The organism is Paenibacillus swuensis, assembly GCF_001644605.1.
Classification (GTDB): Bacteria; Bacillota; Bacilli; order Paenibacillales; family DY6; genus Paenibacillus_N; species Paenibacillus_N swuensis.
Genome location: NZ_CP011388.1, coordinates 4,909,234 through 4,929,408, shown reverse-complemented (window position 1 = coordinate 4,929,408; position 20,175 = coordinate 4,909,234). Strand labels below are relative to the sequence as shown.

20 protein-coding genes and 1 riboswitch are annotated in these 20,175 nt (G+C 49.3%); of the genes, 17 read left to right on the top strand and 3 right to left on the bottom strand.

Annotated elements, in window-relative coordinates; all coding sequences use genetic code 11:
- Window positions 1-37 precede the first annotated feature (37 nt).
- Together SY83_RS22120 and SY83_RS22115 are read left to right on the top strand one after the other, a co-directional pair.
- Entirely contained in the window at window positions 38-832 is a 795-nt protein-coding gene (locus SY83_RS22120) for a DUF817 domain-containing protein (RefSeq protein WP_068610525.1), read from the top strand.
- Window positions 833-910: 78 nt separating this feature from the next.
- Window positions 911-2,257: an MATE family efflux transporter gene (locus SY83_RS22115; RefSeq protein ID WP_068610523.1), complete on the top strand. Its 1,347-nt coding sequence runs from the start codon at window positions 911-913 to the stop codon at window positions 2,255-2,257.
- A 165-nt stretch (window positions 2,258-2,422) separates the two neighbouring features.
- Here the strand turns inward: SY83_RS22115 and SY83_RS22110 are convergent, their stop codons facing one another.
- Window positions 2,423-3,049, bottom strand: a complete 627-nt coding sequence (locus tag SY83_RS22110; protein WP_068610521.1) for a GntR family transcriptional regulator — start codon at window positions 3,047-3,049, stop codon at window positions 2,423-2,425.
- A complete protein-coding gene (locus SY83_RS22105) occupies window positions 3,046-3,870 on the bottom strand; it encodes a sugar phosphate isomerase/epimerase family protein (protein WP_068610519.1) in 825 nt (274 codons plus the stop codon). Before SY83_RS22105 ends, SY83_RS22110 begins: the two co-directional genes overlap by 4 nt.
- 153 nt (window positions 3,871-4,023) lie before the next feature.
- Here SY83_RS22105 and SY83_RS22100 point away from each other — a divergent pair, with 153 nt between their 5' ends.
- The 8 genes from SY83_RS22100 to SY83_RS22065 all read left to right on the top strand — a co-directional run bounded on the left by SY83_RS22100 (window position 4,024) and on the right by SY83_RS22065 (window position 12,618).
- Window positions 4,024-4,890, top strand: coding sequence for a phosphogluconate dehydrogenase C-terminal domain-containing protein (locus SY83_RS22100; protein ID WP_068610517.1), 867 nt, complete (start codon window positions 4,024-4,026; stop codon window positions 4,888-4,890).
- 2 nt (window positions 4,891-4,892) lie between these two features.
- Entirely contained in the window at window positions 4,893-5,951 is a 1,059-nt protein-coding gene (locus tag SY83_RS22095; RefSeq protein ID WP_068610515.1) for a Gfo/Idh/MocA family protein, read from the top strand.
- A complete protein-coding gene (locus SY83_RS22090) occupies window positions 5,948-6,691 on the top strand; it encodes an amidohydrolase family protein (RefSeq protein WP_068610513.1) in 744 nt (247 codons plus the stop codon). Before SY83_RS22095 ends, SY83_RS22090 begins: the two co-directional genes overlap by 4 nt.
- Before the next feature lie 319 nt (window positions 6,692-7,010).
- On the top strand, window positions 7,011-8,471 hold the full coding sequence (locus SY83_RS22085; protein ID WP_068610511.1) for a stalk domain-containing protein: 1,461 nt from the start codon (window positions 7,011-7,013) through the stop codon (window positions 8,469-8,471).
- 37 nt (window positions 8,472-8,508) lie between these two features.
- Entirely contained in the window at window positions 8,509-9,366 is an 858-nt protein-coding gene (locus tag SY83_RS22080; RefSeq protein WP_068610509.1) for a phosphate ABC transporter substrate-binding protein, read from the top strand.
- Between the two features lie 117 nt (window positions 9,367-9,483).
- Window positions 9,484-10,449: a phosphate ABC transporter permease subunit PstC gene (gene pstC, locus SY83_RS22075; protein WP_068610507.1), complete on the top strand. Its 966-nt coding sequence runs from the start codon at window positions 9,484-9,486 to the stop codon at window positions 10,447-10,449.
- Complete coding sequence (gene pstA, locus SY83_RS22070; protein ID WP_068610505.1) at window positions 10,446-11,327, top strand: phosphate ABC transporter permease PstA; 882 nt, start codon at window positions 10,446-10,448, stop codon at window positions 11,325-11,327. The genes pstC and pstA overlap by 4 nt, the downstream gene beginning before the upstream one ends.
- Before the next feature lie 118 nt (window positions 11,328-11,445).
- Window positions 11,446-12,618 (top strand): SEC-C metal-binding domain-containing protein, encoded by a 1,173-nt coding sequence (locus tag SY83_RS22065; RefSeq protein ID WP_197479923.1) that lies wholly within the window; start codon window positions 11,446-11,448, stop codon window positions 12,616-12,618.
- On the opposite strand, the gene SY83_RS22060 is transcribed toward SY83_RS22065, so the two are convergent.
- A complete protein-coding gene (locus SY83_RS22060; protein WP_068610501.1) occupies window positions 12,615-13,403 on the bottom strand; it encodes an EAL domain-containing protein in 789 nt (262 codons plus the stop codon). The genes SY83_RS22065 and SY83_RS22060 overlap by 4 nt on opposite strands.
- A gap of 158 nt (window positions 13,404-13,561) precedes the next feature.
- On the opposite strand from SY83_RS22060, the gene SY83_RS22055 reads away from it, so the two are divergent.
- The 7 genes from SY83_RS22055 to SY83_RS22025 all read left to right on the top strand — a co-directional run bounded on the left by SY83_RS22055 (window position 13,562) and on the right by SY83_RS22025 (window position 20,157).
- Window positions 13,562-14,485 (top strand): proline dehydrogenase family protein, encoded by a 924-nt coding sequence (locus SY83_RS22055; RefSeq protein WP_068610500.1) that lies wholly within the window; start codon window positions 13,562-13,564, stop codon window positions 14,483-14,485.
- Window positions 14,486-14,536: 51 nt separating this feature from the next.
- Window positions 14,537-14,641: riboswitch (guanidine-I (ykkC/yxkD leader) on the top strand.
- Window positions 14,642-14,728: 87 nt separating this feature from the next.
- The gene (locus tag SY83_RS22050; protein WP_068610497.1) at window positions 14,729-15,073 is read left to right on the top strand and encodes a DMT family transporter; all 345 of its coding nucleotides are present in this window, start codon (window positions 14,729-14,731) and stop codon (window positions 15,071-15,073) included.
- Window position 15,074: 1 nt separating this feature from the next.
- A complete protein-coding gene (locus SY83_RS22045) occupies window positions 15,075-15,389 on the top strand; it encodes a DMT family transporter (protein WP_068610495.1) in 315 nt (104 codons plus the stop codon).
- A gap of 78 nt (window positions 15,390-15,467) precedes the next feature.
- Window positions 15,468-15,755, top strand: a complete 288-nt coding sequence (locus SY83_RS23190) for a hypothetical protein (protein WP_068610493.1) — start codon at window positions 15,468-15,470, stop codon at window positions 15,753-15,755.
- 148 nt (window positions 15,756-15,903) lie between these two features.
- Window positions 15,904-16,326 carry an L-fucose mutarotase gene (fucU, locus tag SY83_RS22035; RefSeq protein ID WP_068610491.1) on the top strand — a complete coding sequence of 141 codons (423 nt, stop codon included), beginning with the start codon at window positions 15,904-15,906 and terminating at the stop codon, window positions 16,324-16,326.
- 189 nt (window positions 16,327-16,515) lie between these two features.
- Window positions 16,516-17,562: a glycoside hydrolase family protein gene (locus SY83_RS22030; protein WP_197479922.1), complete on the top strand. Its 1,047-nt coding sequence runs from the start codon at window positions 16,516-16,518 to the stop codon at window positions 17,560-17,562.
- 6 nt (window positions 17,563-17,568) lie between these two features.
- Window positions 17,569-20,157, top strand: coding sequence for a glycoside hydrolase family 3 protein (locus tag SY83_RS22025; RefSeq protein ID WP_068610487.1), 2,589 nt, complete (start codon window positions 17,569-17,571; stop codon window positions 20,155-20,157).
- The last annotated feature ends 18 nt before the right edge of the window (window positions 20,158-20,175 follow it).

The window sequence follows — 20,175 nt, the reverse complement described above, 5'->3', positions numbered from 1 at the left end:
TGCATGGCATTACAACCAGATCTTGGAGGGTTACTCATTGAAACAGATTCATTTTTTATGGCATTTTGGCAAACAACAAGCCCTTTCCTGTATATTTCCGGTCCTAATCTTTACAGCCCTGCTGATCGCTAAAGTAACCCAGATTCCGATGCTTCCTGACTATGATTTTATTCTCATTGTATGTATTGTGGGCCAGTGGTTGATGTTAAGGTTACGCCTGGAAAGCAGGGATGAGCTGATCGTCATTTGCGTGTTTCATATCATTGGCCTGGTCCTGGAATTGTTTAAAGTGCGTATGGGTTCCTGGAGTTATCCTCAGGATGCTTACAGCAAGTGGTTCGGCGTTCCGCTTTATAGCGGATTTATGTATGCCAGTGTAGCCAGTTACTTATGTCAGGCTTGGCGCAGATTACAGGTTGGGATCGTGAACTGGCCGTCGGCTTGGATGACGGTTCCGCTAGGTGCGGCGATTTATCTAAATTTTATGACACATCATTACTGGCTGGATTTACGCTGGTGGCTCACCGCCGCGCTCTTTCCGGTATTCTGGCGGACTTCGGTTACTTATGTCGTCCAACACAGAACTTATCGCATGCCGTTGATTCTATCATTCGTACTTATCGGTTTCTTTATCTGGGTCGCTGAAAATATAAGCACATATCTGGGAGCATGGCAATATCCGGATCAAGCGGCAAAGTGGACACTGGTGCATCTGGGCAAAATCAGTTCATGGTTTCTTCTGGTCATCGTCTCGTTCATCATTGTCGCTCAATTGAAGCATGTCAAAACCACACCGCATAAGGCCGTTTCTCAAGAAACCGGCCCCCTGTAAACACGAGAAGAAGTTGACAGCTTCGCGGGTGTAAGGGAGAATGAATATAACACTATATGTAACGGAGAACATAACACCATGAACTCGAATTGGAAACGCATCTTACTGCTCGCCTTGCCGTCTATTGCTTCTTTCGCCACGGCAACGGTGACGGGTACGATCAATTTAATTATCCTCGGACAGATGGGCGCGCTCATTATTGCCATCGTCGGGGTTTGCAACATTATTATGTACAACGCATTCGCTATTTTCTCCGGGCTTGGACATACCATCAATTATTTAGTGGCCCAGAATTACGGGCAGAATGATATGAAGAAGGGGATCGAACGGACGAACATGGGGCTGTATCTGGCGCTGCTGTTCGGCTTCCTGATTATGTTGGCGGGTTGGGTCGGCTCGGATTTCATTCTGGAATTAACCGGCGGCAGTCAGAAGTTCGTGGAAACAGGGAGCGACTATTTAAGAATTCGCTTTTATGCGATGGCGATCGGAATCGTGGTCTTCACATTTCAGGGCTTCCTTCGGGGCATTGGCCGGACGACCACAACGATGATCCTATCTGTCTCAGCGAATGTAGTCATGGTGGTACTTACCTACGGACTGGCGTTCGGACACTTCGGGCTCCCGGAGATGGGGCTCGTCGGAGCCGCATGGGCCATTCTATTCGGCGAATTGCTTAACTTGTTGGGATGTCTGTTCGTCTACTACATTCTGTTGCATAAACCGTATAACACCCGTGTACGGACCCGTTTCCATACAGGTGAAGCCAAATTAATCCTGCAGGAGAGCGGAAAACTGGGCGTGCAGGAATTTTCCATGAGTTTCTCGATGTACATTTTCACAGTATTCGTCATGAGGCTGGGTGAAAAGGCGGTGGCCGCGAATGAAATCGCGCTGAACGTCATGTCCTTCGGATTTATGCCTGCCTTCGCGTTTGGCGCGACCGCAACGATTCTGGTCGGTCAGGAAATCGGCAACCGGAACCCTGACGGGGCTAAACGGGCAGGGACGGACACAGCCATTCTGGGGCTGTTGTTCTTGCTTGTATTGGGAATTATTGAATTCATCTTTGCCGTACCCATCGCGAAACTGTATGCGCCGACAGAAGTTGAAGTGTATAAACTGGCGGCTTACCTCATCTCCGTGTCCGCTTTCTTGCAATTGTTCGACGGATTGTTCAATTTCTACGCAGGCGGCTTGAGAGGCATAGGGGATACGACATTCTTGTTAAGAACCTCGTTCCTGTTAAGCATTTTCCTGTTTATCCCGCTTGCTTACGTGTTAATTTTCATCTTTGACACGGGCAGTTTGGGCGCATGGATCGCTTTGTATACTTATATTACCGTGTACGGGTTGGCGGTTACGATCCGATACTACCGGACAGACTGGTCAAGCGTTCGGATTACCGAAGCTTCTCATTCTTAGTAAATGAAGAGGGCTCTGGCACCTGTAGAGGTTCAGAGTCCTTTCCTGTGTTACCACATTGGAAAGTATATGTGTTTTCGCCAGCGAAAACACGCTATCCAATGGGCATAATAACCAACCTTTAATCGCGGTCGCCCATCCTGAGAGGCCACGATAGAGGTTATTTTACATCACTAGAATTCGTTTGCCATACTCCAGATGGGCCAGCATCAAACGTCCGGCTTCCTCCGCATTGCCGTCGACCAGCAGTTCGAAGATTCGCTTATGATCTTCATAAGATTGGTGAATACGGGATTGATCCTTGCGCAGTACCTTCAACGCGGTTAGATACAGCTGATCCTGAAGTTTATCCATCGTTTGGATCATTTCCTGATTGTCATAATTATATATTAATTTCCGGTGGAAATCCGAATCCGCTTGGGTAAACATGGCGGAATCGTGAGCATCAACACATCTCTTCTGCATACTCAGGTTGATTCTGAACCATTCCTTTTCCTCTTCCGACCACACTCTGTCTGCCAGCTTCCGCACGGCGTACCCTTCAATGGCCATACGGTAATCAAAGAAATCAATGACCCGGTCAAACGTCATCTCCGCCACAGATAAGCCCCTGTTGGGAGAATAGGTGACCAGGCCTTCCGAAGCCAGTCGTTCCATCGCGGAACGGATGGGAGTTCGGCTCATTTCCAACATCTCAACCAGCGATAATTCGGTGAGGTGCTCACCCGGACGTATTTTGCCGCTTAATATAAATTGGCGTAGTCGGTTGTAGGCCTGTTCCTTTAATGTCATTTCGTTCCCTCTTTCATGTTAAATACATTTAAACGTTTCAAGTATGTTAAACTTTCCTGCATCCAAATCCGTTCTTTAGCTATCGCATCCTCAATCGATCCCGTATAGGGCGTCCATTGTTCCAGAATGGCGGTTGACGGCCGACCCTTTTGTTGTAGTTGTTCCACAAGCAGGGGGATGTTCAATCGTCCGCTGCCTGCAGGGGTACCCCGGATCTCATAGCCCATCTGATGGTCTAGTCTAACAATCTCATAATCCTTAAGATGTAAGTTTACGGTGAAGGGAAGCAGCAATTCGGTCACTTCGGCGGGTCCCTCCAACGAACCGTATGAATTTACCGTATCCAGACAACAGGCAAGCATAGGGCTGTCGATCCGATCCAAAAGAGATTTAAGTGTCGGCGCGGTCTGTAAACCATGATTCTCTATGGCCAAAATTACGTTTGCCCGTTCATAGAGGGGAAGGATCTCCCGAATCTCTTGCTCTGCCAGAATCAAATCAGGCTGTGTTATCAAAGTTCGCACAAGTGGACTGTCGAGTTGACGAGCAATCTCTAAATAGCGTAGCAGATGCGCGGGTGTCGTGCCTCGGGTGCCAATCTCAATCGTGATGTTTGTTTCTAGCGCTGCAAGCATTAATTTATGGATCTCTCGGGTTGAACTTTCATGAAGCGGAACGTTATCCGCGATCTGGACGAGAGAAAGCCCGTGTTCAGAGGCGATACGGATTAAGTCCACAGGGGTAAGAGGTCGAACAGGTCGCTCAAATCCCCGTACGCCAAATGACCAGGTCAGCGTGTACGTGCTGATTCCAAGCTTCATCAATGAAAGTCTCCTTCATATATAATACATACAGATTACCATGCTGAATGGATGTGTCAATACAATGAAAAAACATATTGTATACATCTTGAATTCAATGTTATGCTTTTCAATAAGTTACACATCCCTTTTATCTGAAAGAAGGAATGTACCATGACAAAGCGTGACACCTCCATTACAATTGCCCTCATTGGAGCCGGCGGCAAGATGGGATGCCGGCTAACCGATAACTTAAAGCGTTCAGACTATGTACTGCTCGTGTGTGAGACTTCGGTAGAAGGCAAAGATCGTCTCACAGAGCGAGGTCTTACTCCTACGGACAACGAGGAAGCGGTAGCGGAAGCCGATTTCGTCATCCTGGCTGTACCCGACGCGAAGATCGGCAGCGTTTCCGAGCAGGTCGTGCCCCGCATGAAGCCCGGAGGTACATTGATTTTGCTGGATCCCGCCGCGGCATACGCCAATCAAGTGAAGCTCAGAGAAGATTGTACTTTTGTGGTCACGCATCCTTGTCATCCCGCCTTGTTTGATGAACAGGATACCCCTGAAGCCAGACAGGATATGTTCGGGGGGATCGCGGCCAAGCAAGATATTGTCATCGCGCTTCATGAAGGCTCGCGTGAACCTTTCGACGAGGCGAAGGATATTTGCATCCGCATGTTTGCGCCGGTTGTGGAATGCCATGAAATTACCGTCGAGCATATGGCGTTGTTGGAGCCCGCAGCGGCTGAGGTAGTAACAGCGGCAGCGGCTTGTATTATGAAAGAAGCGATGGATGAGGTGATTCGAATGGGGGTTCCCGCCGCCGCCGCCCGTTCATTTATGCTGGGACATATCCAGATTCCGCTCGCGATCGCGTTTAATCAGGTAAATCCTTTCTCGGATGCGGCTCAGATTGCCATTGACTACGGTTATGAGAAGATCTTTAAGCCGGATTGGAAGCAGGTGTTTACCAAGGCCTCGTTAGATGAGGTGCTGAAGAGGATGCTTCATCTGCAAGAGCAAGGAGAGGTGAAGTAGAGGTGTGGAAAGTGGGCTTGGTAGGTACCGGGTTCTGGTCAGATAATCACCTTGCCGCTTGGGCGCAAATCCCGGGCGCGGTGGTGACGGCGCTATGCGACCGCAACCCCCTGAACCTTCGTCAGAAGGCGTTAGCGTTCGGCATTCCGGATGAACAATGTTACACATCATTGGAAGAAATGTTGAACCAAGGGGATATCGACATTGTGGATATCGTCACGGGACCGGAAACGCATACGGAGTTGGTGACTTTAGCGGCTGATGCGGGAAAGCATATTCTCTGCCAGAAGCCCCTTGCGGCTTCAGAGAAAGAGGCTTCCCTGATGGTGGCCAAGGCCGAGTCCTGCGGAGTTCGGTTCATGGTAACGGAGAATTGGAGATGGCTTGAGCCGTTTCGTTTCATTAAGGAAGTACTGGATGCCGGTACGCTCGGCAAGGTGCAAACGGTTCGTTACACCCATACGGACTACTACACACCGCGAATGGCACCCGGTGCGGTGTTGCCACAACCATTTTTCCGTGACATGCCGAGGTTATTGTTCTATGAGATGGGTGTGCACTGGTTCGATACCTGGAGGTATTTGTTTGGCACACCCAAGCGAATCTATGCCGAAACGGCTACGATTAGTCCCCATATCGCGGGGGAAGACAGCGGCATTGTGGTGCTCAGTCACGAAGACTTCTATGGATATATGGATATGAGCTGGGCTACCCGTCAGAAGCTGGATCGTCCTCTTGGCCAAGGAGTGAAACCCCTTCATCTGGAGCAACTGGTCATTGACGGCACGCTCGGTACGCTGAAACTCGACACTTCGGGTCAGATTCTGTTTATTTCTGAAGACGGAACCGAGGAACGGGTCCTAACCTCTTCCACTACGTTGGATCATGCTTACAGCCATGTATTGCTGCAATCCCATTTCATCGCTTGTCTTGATCACGGCACCCCTTTTCAAACGGAAGGAAGGGATAACCTGATTACGCTGCGAATGACGTTCGGTGTATACGAGAGCGCGGTGCGGCATATGCCAATCTTAATAACAGGAGGAGCAAGCAGCCCATGATCATTGATGTACATGCGCATTTAGGCTGGGATCAGGTGTTTGACGAGGATTTTACATTAGTAGAACAGCTTCACAAACACGATACTTACGGGATTGAAGTTACGATTTTGCAACCCGCTTCCTGTCACGGTCTAGAGGAGGTTCGTAAACAACATGACGCTATATTCGCGGCTATGAAAGCTTTCCCGGGTCGATTTCACGGGATGGCTAACCCTAATCCTCATTTGCCTGATACGCAATATGAACAGGAAGTACGACGTTGCGTGGAAGAACATGGGTTTATCGGGATCAAGCTTCATACGTTTGCTCACGCGGTTCATCCTGCGAGCCGCGACGGTTTGAAAGTGTTTGAACTCGCCGGGAAGCTGGGCATTCCGGTTATGGTGCATACCGGCGCGGGCATACCTTTCGCGAATCCCTCCAACCTCATTCCTGTCGCCGAACGGTTCCCTGAAGTAAAAATTGTCATCGCGCATTGCGGAATGATGGTGCTTGCGGGTGAAACCATAACAGCGATGCGGTGTTGCTCTAATCTGTATGCGGATATCACTTGGACGGGCGGTTTCCTCATTCGGCAATGGGTACGGGAACTAGGCGCTCACCGGTTTCTGTTTGGCACCGATCACGCGGATAATACCGGTACGGAATTAGCCAAGATTCGGACTTCCGGGTTGACGGAAGAGGAACAGGCATTCATTTTGCACAAATCAGCTAGGCAAGTCTATGACTTGTTTTCATAGATAATGTAAACGTAGGCTATAAGAAACAGGACCTGAAACCCCTTTCGACCACGATTGGGGTTCTTTAGTTTGACTTAAAGATCCAAAAAATGAGCAGTTTCGACTAGTTTCAACGACATAATTTCCAAACCTTTTCAGTTTTCTTCATAAAACATTTACATGTAATTAATGGTAATTTTACAATGGCCTGCAAGTCCCTTTACAAAGATATGTGAAAATACTTCTTGTACCACGAATGGCTAGGTTCGCTCGAAGAGGGGATTCTTCATCCAACGGCGAGGTCAGCCTTCCAAATAAACAGAATAGGGTGATCAGTTTAATGAAACGCAAGGTTCTAGGTATGATGACAGCATCCTTATTGGCAACATCCGCATGGGGTTCCGTACATGCAGCTCCAACAATTAAACCGGCAGTAAAACCGGTGGTAAAACCCGCAATCGCCGTATCCAAGACGACGGCTGTGATTGACGGTACCCCGGCTGCATTGCGCAGTGTCAATGTTGGCGGTACGACATTGGTATCCGTGAAGGATTTCGCGGCAGCCATCGGAGCAGATGTTAGCTATGACAAAGGCATGGTCACCGTTATGAGAGAGTATGCTCATGTTACTTTATCCGCTAAATCCAAATCTCTAAACGGTTACCTGGGCGCTTCTGAACTGACTTTAGTTCCTGTAATCGTGGGCGGTACCTTATTCGCGGAGTGGCAGCCTCTTGCAACAGCGTTGGATCTGGAAGTTTCCGAAGAAACCGGTGAAATCAGCACGGTGAAATTGCTATCCGGAACGCACTCCTTGCCGAGATGGTCCAGCAACGGAGCTGTAGTCGTTTCTCATGGTAAAGAAGACGGATCCACAATGGATTACGTCATCCATGCCGATAAGAAGGCGTCTCCGATTCATCTGGGCGAAGAAACAGCGAATGTCGTAGTTTCGCCAAACGGTCAGTACGGCGCTTATGTTTCGGTAAGCGGCAATGTGTACACGGTGGATTTGTCCACGGGTTTCCAAAGAAGAATTACGGACAATGATGATGCGAAAACAGATTTGCAATGGTCTGAAGATAACAGCAACTTGTTCTTCATCGGCGGACCTGAGAACAAATTCAATACAGTTTACGGATTGGCGATTGCCGACGGCAAGCTGACGAAGCTTGTTGCGGATTCCGGCGCTGATTACAAATCCGACCTTCGCGCGAACGGGGACGGAACACTCTTCACTTATTTTGTTAACATTAACGGTTCGACTTCAACAACTTCCAAGATTGATGATAAAACGGTGGATCTCACGACAGATGATAATCTGAAAGTGGATACGACCAAAGCCGGAACTCAAATTTACATCGCGGACATCGCTAAGAAAGATGCGAAAACAAGTTTGATCGTTCCTGAGAAATTAACAGAAAGTATTGACAACAAGCTGTACCTGGACCTGTTGAAAGACGGCCGAGTAGCTTATGTAAGCGTGGATGTGGACAGTGTTAACGCTAAAGGCACTTTGAAGATCGTCAACCGTGACAAGACGATTTCAGACCTGAATAAAGATCTGGACGTGTTGGTAAGCACCGTTGCGAAGGACGGAAGCATCTATGCCGTTACCATCGACAACAAAGTGTACCAGGTAAATTTCACAACAGGCGCCGCAACACAAATTTACGCGGGTGAAGGCGACATCTATGAAATATCCGTAGACGCTGAAGGGCATGTCTTGGTTACAGAGAATGACCAGATTCTTATAATCTCCGGCGGTAAAGCCGTAGCATTGACGAAAGAACAAATTTAACATCATTCACTTATAACTTGAGAGGAGTTTTACAACAATGAAACTATTTAACAAATTTACGGCGATTGTACTGGCATCCGCCCTCGTCATTTCCGCAGGTGCAACATTAACAAGCGCGGCTTCCAGCCTGAGCGGCAAGATTACGGTAAACGGTTCTTCGGCCCTGTTGCCGATGACGCTTCAAGCGGCTAAAGAATTTAAGAAGAAGAACCCCCGCGTTCGCATCGCGGCATCCGGTTCCGGTTCGATTACAGGACCTCAATCGGTTAAGAAAGGCATTGCAGACATCGGCGCGGTAGATTGGGATGCAAGCACATCCGTTCCCGGCTTCCCGGCTTTCAGCGGTCAAGTAGCTACGCCGGTTGCGGTTATTCCTTTCGCAGCGATTGTTAACAAGAACGTTAGCGTTGACAACCTGACAAGCGACCAATTGAAAGGCATCTACACTGGCAAGATCAAGAACTGGAAAGAAGTCGGCGGCGCGGACGCTGCCATCGTGGTAGTAACCCGTTCTTTCGGTTCCGGTACACGCGTTAACTTCGAGCTTAAAGCTTTGGGCGGCACTCGTATTGACGAGAAAGCTTCCGGTTCCATCGCGGCTTCCAACAGCGGTACGATGGCTACTACCGTTGGTTCCAAGCCGAACTCCATCGGTTATGTGGACTTGCCTTACATTAAAGGCGACATTAAAGCTTTGAAATTCGAAGGCGTTGAAGCCACTACTGCTAATATCGTCAACGGTAAATACAAGATTTGGGGTACGGGCTATTACATGACAGCAGGTCAACCGACAGGCGCGACGAAAGCGTTCATCGACTATGTAACAAGCAAAGAGTTCCAACAAGGTTCCCTGAAAAAGTTGAAATTCATCCCGCTTGCCAGCATCAAGAAGTAACATTCTTAAGAACTTCGAAGCATTAGGTTTCCGAAATGAAATTCATTAAGTAACCCTGGTAACCGGTCTCTTCTATGAGGCTGGTTACCTTCTGTTGTAATCTGAGGAGGATAAATAATGAGCACCATGCTGCAACGAGCGGGAAACGGAGAAGGATCGACTGTTCTTAAACAAAGTCCTTATAAGGAAAAGCCTCGGAGCTTCGACCGTTTATTTCGAACCCGATTGAATAATAAGATGTTCCGAATCATATGTTTCTCCTCCATTGCCTTGTTATGTATTGTACTTTTCTCGATCATTCTATTTATAGGACGGACAGGCATACTTGCCTTTCAATCGGTACCGGCGGCAACCTTCTTCTTATCGACCAACTGGACACCGGAAGATGAACAATTCGGCGCAGGCTTGTTTATTTACGGCACACTGGCGCTAACCGCGCTTACGTTGTTGATTTCAACGCCTATTTCCGTAGGGATTGCCGTGTTTCTTTCGGAGATCGCGCCGGATTGGGTCAAAAAAACGGTTCGCCCGATCTTAGATTTATTAGTAGGGATTCCATCGGTTGTATACGGATATTTGGGACTGACGGTATTGATTCCTTTCCTGCAAAATGTGTTCGGTCAACCCATCGGAGAGGGGTTGCTTGCAGCGGCGCTTGTGTTGACGCTGATGACCCTTCCGACGATTGCGAGAGTGAGCGATGATTCCATCGTGGCCGTGCCTAAGAAGTACCGGGACGCCGCTTACGCGCTGGGATCGACGAGATTGCAAGTCATTACGAAGATCGTCCTTCCCGCGGCCAACCGCGGTATCATGTCCGCCGTTATTCTGGGAATGGCGAGGGCGATCGGCGAGACGATGGCTGTGGTGATGGTTATCGGCAACAGTCCGATCATTGCGGAGGGTTTATTCGGGGCAACCTCCGTCTTAACCAGCAATATTGTCATGCAGATTATGAACGTAGCATTCGATTCCACCTGGAATTACGCATTATACATGATGGCCTTCCTGCTGCTTCTGATCTCGCTGATTCTGATTATTCTTATTCGCGTCATCCGTCCGAAAGGAGAAGTTAACGTATGAGCATGACATCGATTACAAGAAAGAACACATGGGCTCAAACGATGGATCGGATGGCAACCGCCTCCTTGTGGGTGCTGGGCGGAGCTGTCGTGGCGCTGATTCTTTGGATTCTGTTCACAATACTTGCCAAAGGAATACCTTACATCACACCGGACTTTCTGGTGAAGGTCCCCGACGAAATTGAAGAAGGCGGAGGGATCGGTCCCACGCTGCTGAATTCCTTCTATGTGCTCGGCATTTCTTTGATTTGTTCTATCCCTGTCGGTTTAGGTGCCGGCATCTATATGGCGGAATACGCGCCTGACAATAAGTTCACGGCTTTCTTGAGGATCTGTGTGGAGGGTCTGGCTTCCGTACCTTCCATCGTATTCGGTTTGCTTGGGATCTGGTTGTTTATTGAATATTTCCAGATTGGATATACCATCCTCGGAGCGGGACTTACCTTGGCGCTGTTGAACCTCCCGGTGTTAACCCGGGTTACGGAGGAGTCGATTCGGGCGGTGCCCAAAGATTTAAGAGTGGCATCCTACGCCATGGGGACAACCAAGTTCCAATGCATTCGCACGGTCGTGCTTCCCGTAGCTCTTAACGGGATCATTACAGGGATCTGCCTGACTGCGGGACGCGCTTTCGGCGAATCCGCCGTCATCATCCTGACAGGCGGCTTAAGCACTTCCGGCGAAATGTGGGATTTCAATCTGATGTCCCCGGGTGAAACGCTTGCGGTTCATCTGTGGTATGTGCAGGCGGAAGCCATCGTGCCGGACGCGCGGCAGATTGCCGACAAAGCGGCGGCGGTGTTAGTGTTTGTCGTGTTGTTAATCAATTTGGTGTTCCGTATTCCGCTCTGGTTTAATAATCGTAAATTGAAAGCCTAACTCATTATATACTGTCAACAGCGATAACCCGGTGGATTCTCACTGGGTTATTTTGCTTCAATGTAACTCACTACCTTTTTGACCGGAAATTCGGTATAATAGTTGCTATATTTCGGAGGTGAACGGATTGTTAGGTGTATATGATTCGGAAGTAACTAATACGGGGGTCATTGAATGGCCTCTAAAGCTGGAACAGGTGCTTTCGCAACGTTCCAAACAGGAGTTGACCGAAGTTCGTACGCGTTACGGATTTAAGGGATTAAGTTCTCTCAACAAGACGGATCTGGCCAGCAGGTTAGCCGCTTTGCTGCCTGAGGCGATCGGTGATGTGTTAGATACGATGGACCGTGAACGTTTGGACACCATCCAGCGTTTGGTTAAGAATGACGGAATGGTACCGGGCTCGGCGAAGATCAAATCCAGTAATTACTATAAGTTTCTGGGGCTTGCTTTCAACGGAACGGTGAAGGGGAAATCGGCTTTAGTGATGCCTGAGGAGCTGGTAGCTTCCGTTCGTTCTCTGGATGGACAGGCATGGAAGTCCTATCAGCAGAACGCTGTTCATAACGAAGAGATTATAAAGCTCTCTATGGGGATGATGGAGCATTACGGCGCATTGCGCAGCGAAACATTACTTGAGTTGCTTTCCAAATATGTGATGATTCAAGATGTAGAACAAATACTTAGAGTCATTCAAGAGTATTGTGATTATGACGGGAACATGCTGGTTGAAGGAAAGATCTTCTTTCACAGTGCGGTGGAAGATTACGAGGAAATTCTCAGAGAACATGACATGAGAGCGTCTATTCCTTATTATCCTTTCACGAAAGCCGAGCTGTTGGATGCGAGCCGCCCTGATTTTGTGGAACAAACACCTGTGTACCTTAATCTCATGAAATACTTGCGTTCCAACTACGGGATGAGTAAGTCGGATGCGCAGGAAGTAATCGACGGATTGACATTTGGCGTCCAGATGGGAATGTCTTCACTCCACGATATGGTGCAGGAAATACAACATTACATTGAATTCGACTCTATGGATGACATCGGACCCGTGGCGGATCAGTTGGTATTGCTCTATAACGGTACGCGTCAATGGTTCCTGAAAGGCAACTCGCCTTCGGAGCTGTCCCATACCCGGAATGCTGCATCCGCGGCGCAAGACCGTTTGAGCGGAGGAAGCACCGAGGGGGGCCAAGTGCTTTCCTTTGCCACAGGACTTAAAGTGGGTCGTAACGATCCGTGCCCTTGCGGAAGCGGGAAGAAGTTCAAGAAGTGCTGCGGTTCTTAAGCTCGCCCCATAAAGTAAGCACGCTCAAACTCGCCTGCTGACAACGGAGGATTGAAATAGTAACCCTGTACGACGGAACAACCGCCGTTTTTTACAAACTCGAGTTGTTTCGAAGTCTCCACCCCTTCGGCAATAACGTTGATGTTTAGTTGACCGGCCAGGGAAACGATAGCGGCAAAGATGATTTCGGCTCGTTCCGAAACGTCTTTGCCGTTAATCATTTCCCGGGCTATTTTGACCGTCGTGACAGGTAACCGTGATAATAGGCTGAGCGAGCTGTAGCCTGTACCGAAATCATCCATTGAAATGCCGACTCCGGCGATTCGGATGGCACGCAACTGTTCAACCATATCGTCATGAACATGAGCACCCTCAGTCAGTTCGAGATGTAAGTAATCGGCCGGGAAGCCTGTAGATTCCAGCGTCCTTTGGATCACAGACAGAAACTGCGCATCCCGTAACTGGTAAGCGGACACATTGATTCCTAATGCAAGCTGAACTCCGTGACGATGCTTCCAAAGCATCAATTGCTTGCAAGCTGCATCCAGTATCCATTCTCCGATGAACGGGATGAGCCCCGCCTGTTCGGCGATCGGAATAAACTGGGCCGGCGAGATGACGCCCAGAATCGGATGAGTCCATCTGCAGAGCGCTTCAACCCCGATCAATGCCTCGCTGTGCGTGTTGATTTGCGGCTGATAACGGACAGAGAATTCTCGCCGCATCAACCCGCCAATCAATTCGGAGGTGATCACTTCCTTACGTTGAGATGGTGTCCAGTTCATGTTCAAACTTCTCCTATTATTCAAGTTAGTATATTCTATGAAACATGATTTCAAAGGAACTCCCTATTGGCCCAAATTGGCAAAAAAGGCAAGAAGGACATTGTCGAAACATCCCGAATATGATGTAAGTGTAATTCATCTTAGGAGGCTATTTCAGTATGAGTACTTTTTTTCGTAAAACTATTTTGTTCGGTGCCGATTTACCTGTTGTGAAATCTTTCTTTACCAAATACGGGATGAGACTAGTTGCTCACCGGTTTGTAGCGCATGAACAACTTTCGGGAGCCTGTGCCAAGGTGGCGGAGTTAAACCAACGCAAACTTACGTCAACCCTTGATTTCTTAGGTGAAAGCGTATACGAGGAAAAACTTGCCATAGATGCGGCCGATATGGTGCTCCGCACGTTCGATAGCATCGCCAATCATCAACTAAAGTCCAATGTTTCCGTAAAGCTGACTCAACTGGGCTTGTCCATTTCCCCGGAGCTGTGCCTTAAACTTATGCGGAAAATTGCCGCGAAGGCCAGAGAACACGGAAACTTTGTGCGTATTGATATGGAAGATTCGCCGATTACCCAGCAAACCATCGACATTTACACTACACTCCGCAATGAATTCGGGAATGCGCATGTCGGTCTTGTGCTGCAATCCTACCTGTATCGCACGGAAGACGATTTGCGGAAACTGGCTCCGTTCAAGCCGAATCTGAGGATGGTCAAGGGCGCCTATCGCGAGCCGGCTTCGGTAGCTTATCCGCGTAAAGCGGATGTCGACGCCAACTACGTGAAGCTGGTGAAAGCGATGCTGGATCAGGGTTGTTATGCCGCCGTGGCAACGCATGACGTAACCATCATTGATCAGGTTAAAGCGTATGCCGCAGCCCGCCAAATAGGCAGGGATCGATTCGAATTTCAAATGCTGTACGGTATTTCCACAAGCTTGCAGCAACAACTGGCCGACGAGGGATACACAGTTCGTGTATATACGCCTTTCGGCGAGCATTGGTATCCTTATTTCACTCGGAGGCTTGCGGAACGTCCGGCAAATCTGTTGTTTGTGCTGAAGGGTATGTTAAGGAAATAATTAGTTTGGCAAAAGTCTGGACATTACAGCTTATGTGAGGTATTGTTATATTATAAAGTTTTCTAGGGTTCCGCAGCCGTTTCGGCTGGCTGGTCCGAGGGAAAACGCGTTGCCATAATGCAGCGCCTTGCACGGAGGGACAAAAGCCCGGGAGATATCTGACGATATTTCCCGGGCTTTTTGCTTTGTGCTTTGCGGTTTGCGGCAATGATCAACAGGAGAAGACAGGGAGGCGGATTAAAGATGAATCAATCATGGTTGAAGGTGTTTTTGGCGGCTTTTTTTGAAGTAGGATGGGTGATTGGCTTGAAGCATTCCGTAACCTGGTGGCAATGGGGTGCTACGGTGGTCGCCATTACGGTCAGTTTTTACGCGTTGATCGCGGCTTCCCGGAAGTTGCCGGTCGGTACGGTTTACGCGGTATTTGTAGGTTTGGGGACAGCGGGTACGGTGCTTGCGGAATCATTCCTTTTTGGCGAAACCTTATACGGGATTAAAATTGCGCTTATTGTGCTGCTGTTAGTAGGTGTGATCGGCCTGAAAGCCACGCACGGGGAAGAACCGGTAAATGCGAAGGAGGCGGAGTAAGATGGCATGGATGTATCTGGTATGCGCGGGTGTTTTTGAAATGACAGGTGTGGCCATGATGAATAAAGCGCAAAAGGACCGGCATTGGACTTCGTACGCGTTGTTGTCGGGCAGTTTCGCTGTGAGCTTCATCTTGCTCTGGTTCGCGATGCGCACGTTGCCCATGGGAACGGCTTATGCCGTATGGACGGGGATCGGGGCTGCCGGCGGTACACTAATCGGGATGATTGTGTACGGTGAAACAAAAAGTTTGAAGCGGATTCTGTTCCTTTGTATGGTGCTTGGTTCGGCCATCGGATTGAAGTTAGTTTCTTAATAACGACGAACCTTTTCTGGGCGGGCGCATAGGATATGGCATGAGCAATATTCATGAAATCCTTCGGAGGTGCTTGAAATGACAGAGGTTACTGGCGTACAACCGGTGCTGCAAGGGAACACCGGCATGGTGGAGACGTTGAAGAAAATGCGGGAAGACGCTTATGGCGTATGTGCTCAATGCGTGGGTCGTCCGGTTCAGGTGGAAACCATCCACGGCGAAACGATTCAAGGGACGGTCGCGAACGTTGACGACCACCATCTGTATTTGGAAGTGGCTCAAGTGGATGCGCGCGGTTATTATTACAACAATGTGATTCTGCCGCTTGTGTTGTATGAGTTGTTAGTGATTAGTTTGTTGGCGTAAGCGCCCAACGGAAACGTTATGGTTAGAGTGCTGCATCTTATTGGCGGCACTCTTTGTTGCGCCTAAAATTTAGGATTGACAGCGTAAATCTTTGTTGATAAATTGAGGGTTATCGATAACATTAATTTTAAGAATGGGGAGATTTACGATGTTAAAAGGAATTCCGCCAATCATATCGCCGGATTTGATTAAAATCTTGATGGAAATGGGTCATGGTGACGAGATTGTACTGGCCGATTGCAATTTTCCGGCCGCCAGCCATACCAGCCGAGTGGTGAGATGCGATGGGCACGGTTTACCGGATTTGTTGAAGGCGGTGCTGTCACTGATGCCCCTGGATACATACACGGATAGCCCGATTGCGCTGATGTCCGTCGTTCCGGGAGATCTGGCGGAGACAACCATATGGCATAAATACAGATGTATCATTGATCAGGAAACGACCTCTCCCATCGATTACCTGGAGCGATATGCGTTCTACGAACGCGCGAAGAAAGCCTATGCGATTGTGGCGACAGGGGAGCGCGCGCTCTATGCCAATATTATATTGAAGAAAGGCATATTTGTTTAGGGATATCGATAACTTCATGTTTTGCTATAAGAGAGAGGCAGTATCAGTACAGGATCAAGTGCTGACTGCTTTTTTTTTGAGTCAAAACAGCAATATTTGAGAACTTGTTAGCAGGGGATAAGTAGTGATCATTGATTTTATCCACTAAAGTGGGAAGCAGAGTCCAATGACAGATGGAGGATGTTAATGTTGAGTAACCCTATAAATGAGAAGTTGCTTCCCGCACCCAAGAACGGCGGTTTTCGTATGGATGATTATTTTGTCTGGTGCGGTTCAGTCATTCAAGGCGAAGACGGGAAGTATCATATGTTCGCATCGAGATGGCCAAAGGCGTTGGGTTTCGGGTGGCAGTGGCTGTTTAACAGTGAAATCGTAAGAGCTATAAGCGATACGCCGGAGGGTCCTTACACCTTTCAGGAAGTTGTGATGGAGAGACGTCATCGTTCCTACTTCGACGCGATGAATCAGCATAATCCTTCGATTAAATATTGGAAGGGAACTTATTATTTATATTATTTCGGAACGACCTTCGGCGGACCTGTTCCCGAAGCGGGGGAGTTCATCTCCCCTGAACGGGCCATCGAAGTATGGAACCGCAAGCGAATCGGTGTTGCCGTCTCCACATCGGTATTCGGCCCTTGGGAGCGGATGGATCAGCCACTGCTGGAGCCTCGCACCCCCGGCCATTGGGATTGTACCATCACGACCAATCCATCCGCGGTAATCATGCCTGACGGCACGACGTACATGATCTATAAATCCAGGGAGTACGCGCACGCTCCGTTACAACTGGGCATCGTGAAAGCGCCGCATCCCGCAGGTCCTTTCGAGCGGTTAAGCGACTCTCCGATTCTGCAGTTTGATGACGGAAATATTCATGTGGAAGATCCTTATCTGTGGTATCAGGACGATCAGTTTCATGTTCTCATGAAAGATGATTTCAAGAACAACGGAGGCGGAATTACAGGTGAGTGGGGGGCGGGGGTCTACGCGACAAGCGAGGATTGCGTCCACTGGAAGCTGCATCCTGAACCTCTATCCTATACGCGGGACGTCGTTTGGGACGACGGCACTGTCACGAAGCAGAGCAATCTGGAAAGACCTAATCTGTTGTTCCACGACGGTAAGCCAACCCACCTGTTTCTCGCAACCGGTAACGGTGATGAACCTTGGGATATTCAGGGGGTTACGTGGAACATGGTTATACCGCTTAAAACCATATCAAATCAGGAGTGATGAACGATGACCTCTACCAGCATTAGTTATATGGACCGAACGCTGACAGCATCTGAACGCGCAACACAATTGTTAGCACTGATGAACATCAAGGAGAAAATTGCCCAGATGCAATGTGTTTTTCTCCAGGAGCTTATGGATGAGAACGGAGATTTGTCGAAGAAGCATCTGATTAGTGAACATGGCTTGGGCGGAATCGCCTTTGAACGGATTATGATGCCGCATTCGCTGGAGAAGGAAGTGGAAATCGTAAACGGCGTATTGCGTCATTGCAAGGAAAATACGCGGCTGGGCATCCCTCCGTTCATTTCGGCGGAGGCGCTGCACGGGTTATGCCTTAAAGGGGCCACATCGTTCCCTCAGGCGATCGGACTCGCGGCCATGTGGAATCCGGAGCTTATGGAAGAAGTATCGGGTGTCATCGCGGCGGAGAGCAAAGCGCGCGGTATACGCCAAGTGCTGTCGCCTACCATCGATATGGCGAGAGATTTACGGTGGGGAAGGGTGGAAGAAACGTATGGCGAGGACCCGGTGCTCACGTCCAAGACGGCGGTCAGCTTCTGCCGAAGCTTAGAGTCGGCGGGAATTGTAACCACGCCCAAGCACTTCGTTGCGAATAGCGGGGACGGCGGAAGGGACAGCGGGCCTGTCTATCATTCGGAGCGAGTTTTGAAATCTCTGTATTTTGTACCGTATCAGGCATGTATTGAGGAAGCGGGCGTACGCTCGGTGATGGCATCTTATAACGCTTTGGACAGCATCCCAGTCGGACTCAACAAGTGGCTTCTGACAGATATGCTCAAAGGCTACCTTGGGTTTAAAGGCTTTGTTGTGACGGATTACGGTCTTATGCACAAAGCGAAAACCTTGCATCGGGTGGAGGACAATGACTATGCGCGTATTGCCGCGCGAGCGGTCAAGGCTGGATTGCACCGGGAGATTCCAAGCTTCCTTGGCGAGAACGGGTATTCTTCCTTAGAGGAAGCTTTGGACCGCGGACTGCTGGTTGAGGAAGACATTGATGCTCTGGTCGTTGATATTCTTCGGGTGAAATTTGAACGGGGACTGTTTGATGAGGAACTCTCGCTGGACTTCAAAGAAACTGAAGCCGTTACAGCATGCGCGAAGCACGGTGAAGTGGCCTATCGCGCCGCGACGAAATCCATCGTTATGCTAAAGAACGACAATGTCCTGCCCCTGGTCAAAGGCGGGAAGGTCGCGATCATGGGATCACTTGCCAAAGCGCCTAAATTAGGGGGATATTCCACTTGGGGCATCGAGGTCCCTTCCTTGGCTGATGTGATGGAAGAAGCGGAGGTTGTGGAGCCGGCGGCAGGACAGGGGCAATCCTACTCGGTCATCCCGCAGAAAGTGTTTAGTTGCATCACGGATCAAGGCATAGAGCAAGGGTTATACGGTTATTTCAAACCGGATAAGACGTATTGCGGCCAGCCTGTGGTGAAGCGGACGGATGCGGAACTTCACTTTGACTGGTCGGATGGGCCTGTAGCGCAGCATGCTCAATTCCCTGCTGGCGGGGAATTCTCAGCCGAGTGGAAAGGATTTATTGAAGCGCCCGCAAGCGGGCAATTTTCGTTCTGCATGGAAGCTAACGGCGGAATTTCACTGAGCATAGACGGGGAAATGTTAATTGATCGGTTTCATGATACGGTCAGTGATTGTCAATACGCATGTTACGATCTGGAAAAAGGAAAGAAATATCCGATTTCCGTCATGTTCGGAACCTCAGGCACATCTCCGAGGTTAAAGCTGACTTGGGATTATCAGCCTGACCGGGTGCAACCGCGGACGGATTATGCCTCGCTGTTGGAAGGTTATGAAACGGTCATCGTGACGGCTGGACTGACGGAAGGGGAGGGGAGCGACCGTGCCAACCTCGACCTGACGCAGTCCGTGGAGAAGCTGATTACGGATGTGGCCGATCTGGGGAAGCAAGTGATTGTTGTGCTGTACGGGGGCAGCGCGGTGACCATGCAACACTGGGTGAGTAAAGCGGGCGCCATCCTCCATGTATGGTATCCAGGTCAAGCGGGATCGAGTGCGATTGCCGATATTCTTTATGGAGCTGTCAATCCGGCGGGCCGCCTGCCCATCACATTCCCTCAGCATGTGGCGCAGTTGCCCATGTGTTATAATACGGAGCCCCGCGGGCGCAACAGCGGCTATAATGATATGCCGGATAAACCGTTGTTTCCATTCGGTTTCGGTCTCAGCTATACGACCTTTGAATACGGAACACCGAAGTTATCGAAGACGACGGTGGACAAGGACGAAGAAACGACGCTTTCAATCGAGGTGAGGAACACAGGAGGAGTGGACGGCGATGAGGTTGTACAGCTGTATATTCGCGATTTGTACGGTACTGTGGCCACTCCATTGTTCTCGCTCAAAGACTATAAACGAGTGACGGTCGAAGCGGGTGAGTGTGTCCATGTGACATTCACCATCACCCCGCGTATGCTGAGATTGTTAGATGAATCGTTGAACTGGATCGTAGAGCCCGGTGATTTCGAGTTGATGTTGGGTTCCTCGTCAGCGGATATCAGGCAAACCGTGCGTTTAACGGTGGTTTAATCCGATTTCATGTACGTG